General features: G+C 63.4%; 9 protein-coding genes. 1 reads left to right on the forward strand and 8 read right to left on the reverse strand.

The window, feature by feature from the left end; all coding sequences use genetic code 11:
- Positions 1 to 88: 88 nt before the first annotated feature.
- Positions 89 to 505 (reverse strand): hypothetical protein, encoded by a 417-nt coding sequence (locus ABEL04_RS05240; RefSeq protein ID WP_375801329.1) that lies wholly within the window; start codon positions 503 to 505, stop codon positions 89 to 91.
- A gap of 882 nt (positions 506 to 1,387) precedes the next feature.
- Here ABEL04_RS05240 and ABEL04_RS05245 point away from each other — a divergent pair.
- Positions 1,388 to 1,585: a hypothetical protein gene (locus ABEL04_RS05245; RefSeq protein ID WP_375801335.1), complete on the forward strand. Its 198-nt coding sequence runs from the start codon at positions 1,388 to 1,390 to the stop codon at positions 1,583 to 1,585.
- A gap of 189 nt (positions 1,586 to 1,774) precedes the next feature.
- Here ABEL04_RS05245 and ABEL04_RS05250 read toward each other — a convergent pair whose 3' ends face one another.
- The 7 genes from ABEL04_RS05250 to ABEL04_RS05280 all read right to left on the reverse strand — a co-directional run bounded on the left by ABEL04_RS05250 (position 1,775) and on the right by ABEL04_RS05280 (position 13,090).
- Positions 1,775 to 4,195: a tetratricopeptide repeat protein gene (locus tag ABEL04_RS05250; protein ID WP_375801336.1), complete on the reverse strand. Its 2,421-nt coding sequence runs from the start codon at positions 4,193 to 4,195 to the stop codon at positions 1,775 to 1,777.
- A gap of 142 nt (positions 4,196 to 4,337) precedes the next feature.
- Positions 4,338 to 4,913 carry a sigma-70 family RNA polymerase sigma factor gene (locus ABEL04_RS05255; protein WP_375801337.1) on the reverse strand — a complete coding sequence of 192 codons (576 nt, stop codon included), beginning with the start codon at positions 4,911 to 4,913 and terminating at the stop codon, positions 4,338 to 4,340.
- 436 nt (positions 4,914 to 5,349) lie between these two features.
- Positions 5,350 to 5,940: a TlpA family protein disulfide reductase gene (locus ABEL04_RS05260; protein ID WP_375801338.1), complete on the reverse strand. Its 591-nt coding sequence runs from the start codon at positions 5,938 to 5,940 to the stop codon at positions 5,350 to 5,352.
- A 211-nt stretch (positions 5,941 to 6,151) separates the two neighbouring features.
- The gene (locus tag ABEL04_RS05265) at positions 6,152 to 7,636 is read right to left on the reverse strand and encodes a thioredoxin-like domain-containing protein (protein ID WP_375801339.1); all 1,485 of its coding nucleotides are present in this window, start codon (positions 7,634 to 7,636) and stop codon (positions 6,152 to 6,154) included.
- 468 nt (positions 7,637 to 8,104) lie between these two features.
- A complete protein-coding gene (locus ABEL04_RS05270) occupies positions 8,105 to 9,700 on the reverse strand; it encodes an ATP-binding protein (protein WP_375801340.1) in 1,596 nt (531 codons plus the stop codon).
- Complete coding sequence (locus tag ABEL04_RS05275) at positions 9,697 to 10,422, reverse strand: response regulator transcription factor (RefSeq protein WP_375801341.1); 726 nt, start codon at positions 10,420 to 10,422, stop codon at positions 9,697 to 9,699. The genes ABEL04_RS05270 and ABEL04_RS05275 overlap by 4 nt, the downstream gene beginning before the upstream one ends.
- A 109-nt stretch (positions 10,423 to 10,531) precedes the next feature.
- The gene (locus ABEL04_RS05280; RefSeq protein ID WP_375801342.1) at positions 10,532 to 13,090 is read right to left on the reverse strand and encodes a DUF5916 domain-containing protein; all 2,559 of its coding nucleotides are present in this window, start codon (positions 13,088 to 13,090) and stop codon (positions 10,532 to 10,534) included.
- Between the last annotated feature and the right edge of the window lie 451 nt (positions 13,091 to 13,541).

The following is a 13,541-nucleotide window of genomic DNA, read 5'->3' on the forward strand; positions in this document are numbered from 1 at the left end:
GACCGGCGCGCCCTGTTTCTCCTATCCCCGACGGGTGCACGTCGGACGGTACAGGACCAACCTGCAGAGGCTATCTCTACAGGAGACTCTACAGGAGGAGGCTGTAGACCAGCGTCCAGATCCCGAGCCCGATGCCGACCAGCCCGAGAGTGACCTGGTACGGGGACAGCGCCTGCACCGTCTGGTCGATCTTCTCCTTCGCCTCCGCCCCGTAGTCGAAGGACTTCAAAACCCCGACCCCCAGCAGCAGGCCCAGCGCCAGCAGGACCGCGCCGTTGGCCGTCATGGTCCACCACACCAGCGGGGCCCCGGCCATCGAGCCGAGATTGAGAAGCTGGCTGACCAGGGTAAACCCGCCCCAAAGCGCGGAGATGGCCCCGATCCAGCCCTGATACGGAGCCAACTGGTCGATCACCTCCTGCGCGTCGGGCCGGCGGGAGACGATGAAGCTCGATCCGCCGAGCGTGCCGAGAACTACGACCCAGATGCCAGTGAAAAGACCCATCGGTTCGTCGCGTTGGTTGTGAAACAGTGTGGTCAAACAGTGTAGTCAGGTGGGGTAGCGAAGCCGTCGAGCAGGGCAGCGAAAGGAATTCCTATCGGCGTTCCCGTCGTTTTCCTCTGGCGTTCCTGCCGTTTTCCTCTGTTGAAGGCGTTTCTCCTGCTTGGAGGCTTTTCCCCGCTGAAGGCTTTTCCCCGCCGAAGGCCTTTCCCCGCCTTTTCCCTGCCGAAGGCATTTCTGTAGCTGACCTCCGTTGTAAGACGCGAGAAAACTTGCCGGACCGACTCATCTGAACCTAAACGTCCTCGTAACGTGCTTGCAGGAGGGAAGAGACACGCCCGGCATCTCGGTGAGAGAGCCTGTCGGTGAGGAAGCCCTGGTCGGCGGGGGAGCCCCGGTCCATCCGTGTCGCGCTGGGGTCGCCATCGCTCGTAGTTGCGCCTGCGCGGCCCGCAACAGAAAACACCCGGCGTCCCACCGGAGACACCGGGCGCTCAGAGACAGGTCGCGGAAAGAAGCGTAGCCGCGAAGGAACGGGAGCATTCGGATTCCTCACCAAGAAATCCGCCCAGTAGACACGCTTGGGCCTGGAAGTCTGATGTCCTGCGCGGCTTCTTCTTTTCTTCTCGTCTCTCTCAGTTAACGCTTCAAGGCGACCCGAAGGCGAAAAGCTTGCAGATAATCTCGGTGATTTCTGAGGCGGGAGGATGATTTTGGAGCAAACCAGCATGCTCCTACCCTCACTTCACCCTCCCCCGGCAATTATGAGCTTGGGATAACTGATAATCGCCATGCGCATGGCGAGGTGCGCCCCCATGCTCTGCCCCGGAGCGAAAGCCAAGCCTGTGGTACCCAGGTGCTTCGCTCGTTTCTTCCTCCTTCCTGTTGACCACTGGATATACCAGCGCGGCCTGCTTAACTCGAGTGCGCCGGGTGCGGTGGTGCGCGCCCCTCGCGGCTGGGGCGACGACGTGGGCGTGGGATCTGGCGGCCACGGTGGCTGCCATCCAGTGGGACCCGGAGGAGGAGGCGTACTGGGGCAGCACCGAGATGCGGAAAGACGGATACGTCGTTGGCTACTGACGTGACACCCGCACGTCCTGCCCGTGGAGCCGAAGCCCTGAACTGCTGCTTTTCTACGGACGGCGAAACGTTGGACGTTCTAACGTTCAACGCTTTCCAGTAGCTATAGCCCCACGGCGTGGCCCAGCTGATACCGACCGATTCGTCTGCCGCCGCCCAGACCATACCCCGGCGACTGGAAGCTGACCTCTACCCAGGGGCTCTCGCTGTTGCTGTAGTGTCGAACGTGGCCGCCTTCTCGGGCTTGCCCCACCTGTCGTAGAGCCTGGCAAGGTCGGTACGTACCACCTGAACCGCCGCTTCTTTCCCGAGGTCTCGGTAAATGTTGAGGCTTCGCTTTAAGAGCGGTTCAGCCTCCTGATACTGCCCGAGTCTAGTGAGAATACGGCCGAGCACTTCGTTAACCCATGCCAGTCGGCTATGATCACCCGGTAGCTTCTCCTGAAAGATCGAACGGGCTTTTCGAAGGGCCGAGCGAGCGTTTTCGAAGCGCTTCCGACCCGCCAGGATCTCTCCCATAAGCGTCAAGTCAACTCCAACGGTCGGGTGCCGAGGCCCCATCGTTCGCTGGTCTATGTCGGTGGCCTGTCGTATCAGGGAATCGGCTTTCACGAGCCTCCCCCAACGCTCAAGCAGCCACGCACGACTGTACAGCGTTGCAGCGATGCTTGGGTGCGGAGCATCATACCGCTCGCGCTCGATACTAAGTGCCATTCGATAGAGCGAGTCTGCCCGATGGTACTTCTCCTGACGGACATACATGTTCGCCAGATTACTCAAACTATGAGCCAAGTTGCTACTATCGGGATCCGTGGCAGACTGCTCTATCTTGAAGGCCGCCCGGTAGAGAGAGTCGGCCCTCTCCACTTGACCCCTCCTTTCCGCGACGATTCCCAGGTTGTTGAGCGGTTCCCACAGCTTCGGGCTCCGCGGCCCGAAAAGTTCTCTGTGACGAGCGAGTGCCGCTTGCCAGAGCGAGTCGGCCTTCCGGTAGCGCCCCTGCTTCTGCCGAAGGTGAGCAATCTCCTCGATCGTGTTGGCAACGTGCTTGTGGGCCGAGCCGTGAATCGAATCTCGAATCGCAAGCGAGCGCCCGAGCAGCCCCGCCGCCTTGCTGTACTTAGCCCGCTCCCGGTAGGCATTGCCCAATAGCTGTAGCATCCGCGCCTGCACGGCCGGCTGGCCCTCAAGCTGGTCGATCCGGCGCTGGCCCCGACGCAGCATGTCGGCGGCAGTCACCGTATCGCCTGCTTCCGCGTCTGGTTGGGCTGACTGCAGCAGGTCGGTCAGGTACCCCGCCACCGCCTCAGCCTTTCGCGCCTCCCGCTCGGCAGTCTCGGCGTTTTCCTGCGCCCGGTTTCGCTGCCGCACCAGCAGCGCGGCGGAGAGGACCACCACGGCCAGAAACGCCGCCGCGACGCCTGCTGCCACTGCATTTCGCCGGAGAAACTTCTTCGCGCGGTAGGTGGGCGTCGCGGGCCGGGCCTCCACCGGCCGACCCTCCTGGTAGCGCTGGAGATCCTCCGCAAGCGCCTCGACCGAAGAGTAGCGCCTGCCTGGCTCCTTGCGGAGGGCCTTCAAAACGATCGTGTCCAGGTCCTCCCCGGCCTGGACCGGCGGGCTCGCCCGGGCCGAGGGCGCCGGGGGCGTCTCCTCGGTGATGATCCGCTCCGTCTCGGCAAGGGACGTGTCGTCGAGGTCAAACGGGCGCGTTCCCGCCAACAGCTCGTAGGCCAGCGCCCCGAGCTGGTAGACGTCCGTCTGGGTCGAGATCTCCCCGCCGCCGACCTGCTCGGGGCTGGCGTACGCCAGGGTAAGCGGCTGCTGGCCGGTCTGCGTCTCCGGGCGGGTCACCGGTAGGGTGTCGCCCAGCAGCTTTGCGATGCCGAAGTCCAGGAGCTTCACCTCCGGATCCCCCGCCTCCGTCTCGGTCACCAGCACGTTGGAGGGCTTCAGGTCGCGGTGCACCACCAGCTGGCGGTGGGCCGCCTGGACCGCCTCGGCCACCTGCCCCAGCAGATCCAGCCGCGCCTCCAGCCCTAAGTCTTCCTCCGAGACATGCTCGGTAATCGGCGCCCCGTCGACGTGCTCCATCACCAGATAGGGCCGCCCGCCCTCGGTCACGCCGCCATCGATGAGCCGGGCAATGCCGGGGTGATCGAGGCTAGCCAGAACCTGCCGCTCGGCCCGGAACCGCTGCTCGGCGTCGTCCGAGCAGAGACAGCGCTGAAGAAGCTTGACGGCGACGGCCCGCTTGAAAGCTCCGTCGGCCCGCTCCGCGCGGTAGACGACACTCATGCCGCCGACGCCGATCTCCTCGAGCAGGCGGTAGGGACCGACCCGCCTGTTCGCCTGCTGGCCGGCATCCGAGTCGGCCAAGGGCGCCGGGACGTGTTCTGCGCCTGAGGTGTCCCCCGGAAGCGAGCCCATCAGCCACTCCCCGTCGGGGACGTGGTCCTTCCCGTCGGCGTCGAGCAAGGACTCGACCTCCCGGCGCAGGTCCTCGTCGCCCTGGCATTTGCCGTCGAGCCACGCCGCGCGGTCGTCGGGCTGCTCCTCGTAGAAGGCGTCGACGATCTGCTTTAGGCGATCCCACGAGTCGGAACCCATGGCTCAGATGCTTGGATGATACGCGGTGCTCAGATGCGGTGCTCAGATGATGCAAAGTACCGATGCAGCGTCGCGGCCACCGACAGCACTTCGCCGATGGTCGACCGGCCGCGGGGACAGTTCAAGCGGTGGAGAGCTGAAGTTAGTCGGAGGGAGCGAACTCACGGTTCAGCCACGCTCGGGCCGTTCGCCAGTCCCGAATCACCGTCGAGCGCGAAACGCCGAGCGCATCGGCGGTCTCTTGAAGGGTGTAGCCGCCGAAAAGGCGACATTCAACGACCTTTGCCATCCGCTCGTCCTGCTTGGCGAGCCGCCTGAGGGCATCATCGACGGCGAGAATGTCCGCTGGATTTTCGGCCGGGATCTCCGGGGTCGGCGCCTCGTCAATCGAGATCTTCGGGGCGCCCCCGCCCCGCTTCTGGGCGTTTCGGCGACGGGCGTGGTCGACGAGGACTCGGCGCATGGCCTGAGCCGCTACCGCGTAGAAGTGCTGCCGGTCCTCCCAGCTGGTCCGGTCCTGGTCGACGAGCTTCAGGTAGGCCTCGTGGACAAGCCCGGTGGTGCGGAGGGTATGGTCGTCCCGTTCGCCGCGCATCTGCCGACGAGCGATGCCTCGCAGCTCCTCGTAGACGAGCGTGCGCAGGTCGGAGAGGGCCGCCTCCCCGCCCTCGCGAGCCTCCGACAGAAGGGCCGTGGCGTCTGCTGACTTGTCGTCCATAGCGCGGCTGTCGCCGATTGGCCGTCGTGCTCGCTCCATTGTAGTCGCAGCGCTGCGCTTGCCCCGGTCGCGGTTGGTTTGAGGAAGAACAGAGGCGAGCTCAACCCGACCGGAAGAAATGACACGTCCTGTTTTCCGGCTCGATCCTACCCAGCGGGCATGGGAGCCGGGAACTTCCTTTTTCCTCGATAGGGTTGCACGTTCGTTAAATTTGGGGCGACTCAGTTTTCGCGCGCGTGCAAACATTTCACGCGCGTACATAGGTGCTCGTCCGGCGGAGGCTTCTCCTCTTGAAATGCCCGTCCCGGCCCAGGGCCCTACGCTCTATGCCGGACAGGGCGTTTCGTGTTGGAGCCCCTTCATCCTTCTCCCCAGCCATCCGCAGGTGGACGACCTTTCGAGAAGAAACCAGTGGTCATTGAGAAGAAGCCAGTGGTCATCCAGACTGCCGACTTGAAAGCTGTTTCTTCAGCATCTCCAGAAGGCCGGTCGTGTCCCCAGCAGCAATAATGTCGACGACCGTTCCCTTCGGCCCGACGAGGGTCAAGTTGGGAAGTCCTCGCGATGAGGGAGACATGTTGGGCACCCGGGCGAATTTGGCTCCAAACTTGCCCCCGAGCCCAGACCTGCCCGCATACGCGTGGCTCCCTGGCATCTCGCGGTCACCCAGAAAACGTGTCGCTTTCGACCGAGAACCGTCGAACGAGACGTTCAAGATAGCGAGCTTCTTCGGAGAGTAGCGCTGCCGGGCCTTCTTGAGCTTGGGAATTTTTCGGATGCACGGCCCGCACCACGTAGCCCAGAGGTTGAGCAGCACGTATCGGCCCTCAAAATCAGAAGGAGTGAAGGCCCGCCCCGAGTCCCGAAGCGCTTCAATCTCGAAGTCAGGCACCTGCTTTCCAATCTTGGCGGGCTGAGGTTGAGCTCTTGCCTCCCCTGCCGACAGCCCGAGTAGCGGGAGGACCGATAGGGCAAGAATAAAAGCCGGTGCCGTCGGGTAGAAGAGCGGCCTTGAAAGCTTACGCATACTGTCAGGAAGCGGAGCTGTCAGATAGAAAGCGGAGCTATCAGAAAGCGTTCTGAAAGGAGACCTGGGAGAAGAGCTTCGGCAGAACGTCCGCGGCATTCAGTACGGACTGCAAGCTTACTTCTTTTCCGCTATGGTTTTCAACGAAGACAGCCTTCGGCGAGTATTGGTTCCAGCAGAGAAGACAAAGCCCCAGGCTCTCATCTTTGCCTCAGGTTCCTATCTCCTGCTCTAGCGTCTGCAGGAGGCGCTCTCCTCGGAGGCGGACACGCTCGGCCGCCACAATTTTCCCATTGGGCCCGACCAGCACCGGCTTTGGAAGCCCCGTCACCTCGAACTGGTTGGCAATCTTACTGTCCATCGCCCCTTCAGCAAAGGCGTGCTTCCACGGCAGGTCGCGGTTTTTCAGGAAGGTCGTCACCGTTTCTCGATCGGCGTCCAGCGACACGCTGAGGATGGCAAGTTCATCATGGTCGTACTGGCGGCGTGCCTTCCGCAACGTCGGAAATTCTTCGATGCAGGGCTGGCACCAGGTTGCCCAGAAGTCCAGAAGAACGTACTTGCCCGCAAAGTCTTCTCGGGTGAACGTTCGGTCCTGGTTGAGGGCGCCGACCTCGAAGTCCGGCGCGTCTGCCCCAGCCTGAATGCGCCGATCCGGGTTGTACCGACTGCGGGCGATACCGACATAGGGAGAATCCGGGTACTCCCCAGCCAGCCACGAATAAAGCAGCCGCTGCCGGTTCTTATCGTTTCTCGCGTGGGCCTGACTCAGCATCTGAAACAGCATGCCCGCACGGAGCTTTTCGCTCGGATTCGACCGGACAATTTCGTAGAAAAACGGGCGGTACGTATCTCGCTCGCCGACCTCGTTGGCTGCCTTGAAAGGTAGAGGCTGGAACCCGCCCAGTGACCACGCAGGATCGTCCGCCGGAATCGAGTTCAGCGCGCGGCGGGCCAATTCCGGCTCAGGTTTCCCTGTGTACTGCAGGTAGGTGGCAAGGTACGCCTCGCGGAGTTGACTGGAGGTGGCGCTCTGCACAGCAGCGCGGGCTTTGCGGTGATGGACCGACCAGTCAATAGTGTCCTGGTCTGGACGGCGGGCCTCTCGGTACGTCTGATGACGCTCCCGAAGAGACTCTGCAAACCGGTGATAGCGGGCGGGCGTGGAACTCGAATCCGCAAATCTAGCGCGCGTGGCTCCTCCCGCGGGCGGAAGCGAGGCGGGATCGAACGTGATCTGGACAGAGTCTTCCGGCGCTGGCACGACCGAACTGTAGCCAAGCCGGGGATGGTAGCTTCGGCGGTCGCCTTCCGTGCCGCTAATGGTGCGCGGCCGCCCTGCGTGAACACCGAGAATCTGGTAGGTCAACGAATCTTCAGGGGCCGGAACCGTAGCGCTGAACGTGCCTCTTCTTTCTTGCAGCGGGACCTCCCCGGAACGAAACTCAAAATCGTTGAACGAGCCTATCAGTTTGAGCTCTTGGAGCGCGGACGTGCTTACGCCGGCGAGCTGCACGTCTAGGGAGACGGTGTCTCCACGCAGGAGATACGGACGGATCGACATGCGCTCGCGGTTCGGGGCTGCGACGGTCACCTCGGCGATTCCAGCCGTATCAAGGGCCAGCCGGAACGACCCGTCTGGATTTGTCTCTGCCGACTGGAGTGCCGACCTGCTGCCGTACATGTGAACGGACACGTGGGCGGCCGGAGGCGCGTCACCATCAAGAGTCTGGACAGTCCCCTTAACGACGGCGTGCGATGGGCTCTCCCTACTCGTTCCCGAGGTCTTCGTCGACGAGCCCTCTGGAGCGCACCCGAGCGCGCCGAAAATAAATCCAAGGAGAACTGTGGCATGCAAGTAAGAATCCCATCTGTCTGGAAAGTGAAGATACGCTGTCATGGTGGAGGTTCAGTATTTTGGCCTACCTGAGTCTAGTGTGAGGTGTCCACGCAGACTCGTTCTCCCTCTCCAGGACGTCCTCGATACGGACAAGTACGTCCGGGATTTAGACCTCGGAAGCAGTACTAAAAGCTGGTCAAAAAGGGGGAGGCGGGCGAACTCTGTTGTCGATCCTCACCGAATCACCCCTGAGCACCAATCTGGCCGAATGTTTCTGGGGCCGAATAACACTTTTTTGAACACTGCTTTGGTGGCGTCCCAGCATTACGAATCGTCCCCCGCGCCAGAGGTGCGGTCACGGGTTCTCGCCTGCGCCAACCGAAACCGAACGCGCGTTCCCACACCCAGGGTGCTCTCGATGTCCAGCACCGTCCCGTGCGCCTCGGCAATCTCCGACGCGATGGCAAGCCCGAGCCCAGATCCGTCGCGGTCCTCGGCGCTATCGCCCTCGCCGGCCCTCCCTGACTGCTCTTCCACGCGGTAGAATCGTTGCGTAACCAGGGGAAGCTCGTCGCTCGGAATGCCGACGCCCGTGTCCGCCACCCGCACTTCGACTTCCTTCTCGACGGTACGGAGTTGCACCGTGACGTCGCCGCCCTCAGGCGTATGCTCAAGGGCGTTCTCGACCACATTGGACAGCAGGCGCTCGATCATGCCGATGTCGCCGCGGACCGGCGGCACGTCGGGCGCCCCTTTCAGGTCCAGGGAGACCCCACGGCGCTCGGCCTTCGGCCGGAACTTCAGGACGAGGTCGTGGGCCAGTTCCGCAATCGAGAAGGGCTCCATGTCTACATCAAACCCCTGCCCGTCGAACCGCGAGAGCTCGTGGAGCCGACCCGCAAGGCGATCCAGCTGCTCCGCGTTCTGCAAAATCATCTTGACGCGGTCATCGCGGGGCGTTGCGGACGCCCCATCCCCGGCCGCTGGACCGTCCGGGAGCCGGTCCGGGGCCCCGTCCCCGCTACCGGTGCGGCCAAGCAGCCGCTCGGCGTGCCCACGAATAGAGGTGAGGGGGGTGCGGAAGTCATGGGACACCTGCGCCACGAGCCGGCGCCGCTTCTCGTCGGTGCGGCGCAGGGCCGCCACCTGCGCCGCGATGGTGTCGGCCATCTCGTTGAACGCCTGCCCGAGCTGCCCAATCTCGTCGTCCGCGGGGTCGTCCACCCGCTCGTCGTGCTCCCCGTCCTTGAACCGCTGGACGGCACCGGTCAGCGCCCGGAACCGGCGCGTGAGGAACCAAAACAGGACCAGGCCCACGACCGTGGTGAACCCGAGGGCCAGCAGCAGGCTGGAGCCAAACGTGCGCCAGACGTAGGTCTGTTTGAACGTGGCGGCGATCGCGTCTGCGCTGCAGCCGTTCAGGATTACGTACAGATAGTCGGTCTGCCCATCGGGGCCTTCAATAGGGGCGGCGGAGAACACCTTCCGGTCCGTCGTGGAGGCCGGGTCTTGGGCCCGGACCGGCGCGGTCGCCCCCTCCACAAATGCCTGGATCGGCTCCATTCTGATGTTGTCCCGCTTCACGTACGGCGGTTCAATGGATGTGCTCTGGATGTGGCCCGATGCGTCGAGCACGTAGAGCTGCACTGCGGGCCGGAGGTCACTGATGCGCCGGGCCACGCGGCCGACGGCCTGATCGTAGGTGGTGCTGTCCGCCGCCGCGGCCGCCTCGATGCGCGGCACCAAGTTGGCGGCCAGCTCCCGATCGAGCCGCTGGTTCACCGCGCCCATAAAGGTGCGAAAGTGGCACACCGTCAGCCAGGCGCATGCCAGGCAAAGCGCGAGCGAGAGACCCAGGTACAAGAGTGAGATGCGACCGTAGAGGCTTCGCCAGAGTCGCCGGAGCGCAGAGCGTATCATGACGTTGCGAGTTCTTGTGGATCCGCAAAGCGATAACCGACGCCCCAGACGGTCTGGATGAGGGTCGGGTCGTCGGAATCAGGCTCAATCTTGTCGCGAAGACGGTTGATGTGGGTGTTGACGGTGTGGTCGAACCCGTCAAACTCCTCCCCCCACACGCGATTTAGTAGCTCTCCCCGGCTGAAGGCCCGCCCCGGATGCTGGGCAAACTGCAGGAGTAGATCAAACTCTTTCGACGTCAGGTCCACCGGGTCGCCCGCCATCTGCGCCCGGTGCTGCTTGGGGTAAATCGTTAGCGGTCCAACCCGAATTTCTTCGACCTCCTCTTGGGCATGCCGGTCCCGTTCCGCCTCCACCCGCCGCAGCAGCGCCTCGATGCGGGCAATGAGCTCGCTCGAACTGAAGGGCTTGGTGACGTAATCGTCGGCCCCCAGCTCCAGCCCCCGCACCACGTCCCGCTTCTCTGCCTTGGCGGACAAAATTACGACCGGGACGTGGGGATCGGTCTCGCGAATACGCCGGAGCACATCCATCCCGTCGGTCGCGGGAAGGCGGAGGTCCAGCACGACGAGGGCCGGATCCTCTCGCTGAAAATGCGCCCATCCGTCGGTGCCGGTCCTATGCCAGTCCACCTCGCAGCCATGCTCGCGGAGCTCCTCACAGACGAGGTTGCCAATCTCCGGATCGTCTTCGATGAAAAGTACGTGTCGGGGCGTGTCCATGAGAGAATGAGGGCCTTGGCTCAGTGGTGACCAATGCGGATGGTTTGGCGTGTTGGGACGCCCAAAGAGCTTTGTGGTCGCAGTGCATCAAGTGTTTCGCTCTCCCCAGCTACCGGATCGTGTACCGCAGTTTCACGATGAAGGCGTTGCGCGGCACGTCCCGGAACGCGTCGGTCAGCCTTCGTCCCGCCGGACGGTTGTATGGCGAGCTGCTGCGCCGATCGCGGAAAAACGGCTCCGTCCGGCGCAGGCGGCGGTCCTGCGACCACACCACAAACAGCTCCGACCCCGGCCGAAATTCCCACCGCAGCACCGCGTTGGCGATGAAACTGCTGCGGGCAAAGTCGTGCCGCTTCGGATAGGCATCGAAGGAATTCAGATCGTCCCGATCAGAGAGAATCTGAAAGTCGCGGTACCGCCCGCGGGCGCCAAAGAGCTGCCCGAAGAACTCGAAGGAAAGGTCCTTGGTGAGCGCCACGTTCGACCGCAGCGTGAGGTTGAGGCGTTCGGTGTCGCGGCGTCCGTACACCGGAGCGTAGTAGGTCGGCTGTCCCCCAATCGAGGTGCCAGCGGTGGAGACGCCTGAGAGGGCGGCCGCGAGTTGGTCGGTCCCGCGCCCGAGGGGCCTCAGGGCATCGGGGCCGAGCGCCGAGGGCGAGGCGCTTTCGCTGCCGATGGCCCACTGGTCTGGGCCGCGGCGCACAAACGTTTCGTTGGCGGCCCACTCGACGACGCCCAGTTCCTGCCGGTAGGAGAGGCTGCCGGAGAGCTTGAGCCGACTGGCCACGTTCCACTCCGCGTCCAGCCCTGCCGACCACGCTCGCCCTCCGTCCGTGCGGGCGGTGCCCGACAGGTTGGCCGTCAGTTGCCAGGCCCGGCGCGTATCGGTGCCCAGCGACAGCGTGCCGGTCCCACGAGCCGGACGCGCTCGGGGCCAGAGGCCCCGCGTCTCGAACTGATCAACACCCCCAAATACGTAGTCGCCCTCCAACCGAAGACCGACCGGCCGAAAGTTCTCGGTGAGCGCGTCGATTTTTTGAAATGTAAAAAGCCCGAGACTACGGCGTGTCTGGTAGGACCAGCTGTGGTCCACATTAAAGTTGCCGGAGAGGCTTCGGAACGGCCCCACCGGCTGCCCACCGTTGAACTGATAAGTGTGAAAGGAGCTCACCCGAAAGAAGTTATTCGCGCGCAGCCGCCCCAGGTCGTTCGGGTCGAAGTCGTCGTCGCGGAGCCGAAAGCCGACGTTGAAGTTCCAGTTGCTCCGCACTCGCCCCACCTCTGCGTTCATTGCGACCCCGGCAATGGGCGATCCCGTTCCTCGACGATGCGTGCCACTCACGTAGCCGTTCACTTGCCCCGTGTTGTCGGCGAAGCGGAGATCCCAGTTGAGACCACCGGCCAGGCTCCGCCGACGACCGGTCCGGTCTGAGAGAGGACCGCTGTAGGCCGTCACCATGCCCCCAACTGTCGAGATCGGGCCCACTTGTTTCTGGAGGTGCCCCACGCCGTAGTATCGGCCCGGCTCGAAGTCGCGCCCAGTGGTGGCAACCATGCCCCCGTACAGCAGGTCTTGATCGGATCGTCCTGTGAGCTTCAGAGCCCCGATGACCGGAGCATTGGCCCCGATGCGACGTGTGTAGAGCAACTCAGACCGAAACCCCAGCGAGAAGTCAAAAACGTCGGTGCCGTCGAGAAAGAACGGGCGCTTCTCGTCGAAAAAAGTCTCGAACGCCGTGAGGTTGAGCACGGAGGGGTCCGATTCCACCTGTCCAAAGTCCGGGTTGATCGTACCTTGCAGGGTTGCACCCGCCGCCCCCACGCCCACCTCGAAGTGCCCGCCGACATCAACCGTAGACCGAAGGTTTGTGCGCACCGGGTCCTCACTTTGCTCTTGAGACCGCAGTCGGCCGAGCGTGTAAGGGGTGACCTGGAGACGCCGGTCGGGATTGAGGTCTCGGAGCTCGGTGAGGCGGCCGTACCCGGCCACGAGGCTGGCCCCGCGTTCTGCGCTCGGGACGAGTGGCCACTCTAGCACCTCGCCGGTCCGAGGGATGCGGCGCCGAAATTGGATGCCCCACGTCTGTCGCTCTACCGAGGAAAAGCGAAGCATGTCGTAGGGGATGCGCAATTCCGCGATCCACCCCTGTGCCGTCTGCCGGACCGCGGAGCGCCAAATGCCGTCCCAAGAGGCCGTCACTGGATTTGCCCCGCCCCCGCGAACGACCCCGTCGCGCTGCACTCCCGCCGCGTTGACCGCAAACGTGCGGGCGGTCTGCCGGTCGAAGTAGGAGTCAATCGACACCGAAAACCAGTCGGCCTGATTCAATTGGTCGCGCCGGGTGAGTCGGTCCTGAATGCGTTCGGGCCGTTCATCGTACATCGTGGCGCCGACGTAAAGGGCGTCTCGTCCATAGAGGATCCGCACTTCGGTGCGCTGGGACGCTTCTTTCCCTTCGTTTGGGCGGAGTTGCCGGAATCCCTGGGCGACGCTCGCCCCGGTCCAGGCCGTTTCGTTGAGCCGCCCGTCAATTGAGGGGGGCGACGGGGCACGATGGGCTCGAAGGGTACGGGGACGCTCTGTCTCGGTCGTGTCTGGGGGAGCTGCCCCTTTAGAGATCGAACCAAGGAACGCCAGGAGGGCGGTTCCAACAGCAAGCATCGACATCGGAGCGGGAGCATCTCTTCGGTCTTGCACAGCACATACAGAAAAACCAGTACACCGCGTGCTTTCATCACAGTTCTATCACGAGGCCCCGCCTGGGCCTCGAAGTCCAGAAGAACTCCAAGCCCCATGTATCACAGAAGTATCATGACCCGCTGTGCCGGAAGGTAGGATAGGAACCAATGGGTAATCTCTCGGGAGTACGGGACGAACCGTGGCTGAATTGGACGTAGGCCCGCGCATGCGCCATGCGAGGGCGGTCAATTCCGATTATCAGCCTGTGGTGTTTGGGACTTCGGGATGCCTCTCGGATATGGAATTCCTCTATCTTACCTCGCCGGTTGAAACATACCCCGACTCTTCGGACGGAAACGGTTCGATAAACTCTGCTGGGGCCCGCACGTGTTCTAATTCGGGGAAGGACTGCCAAGCTATCCTCCTCGATCGGACAGCC

Origin of the sequence: Salinibacter sp. (genome assembly GCF_042218895.1) — a bacterium.
Lineage (GTDB): Bacteria > Bacteroidota > Rhodothermia > Rhodothermales > Salinibacteraceae > Salinibacter.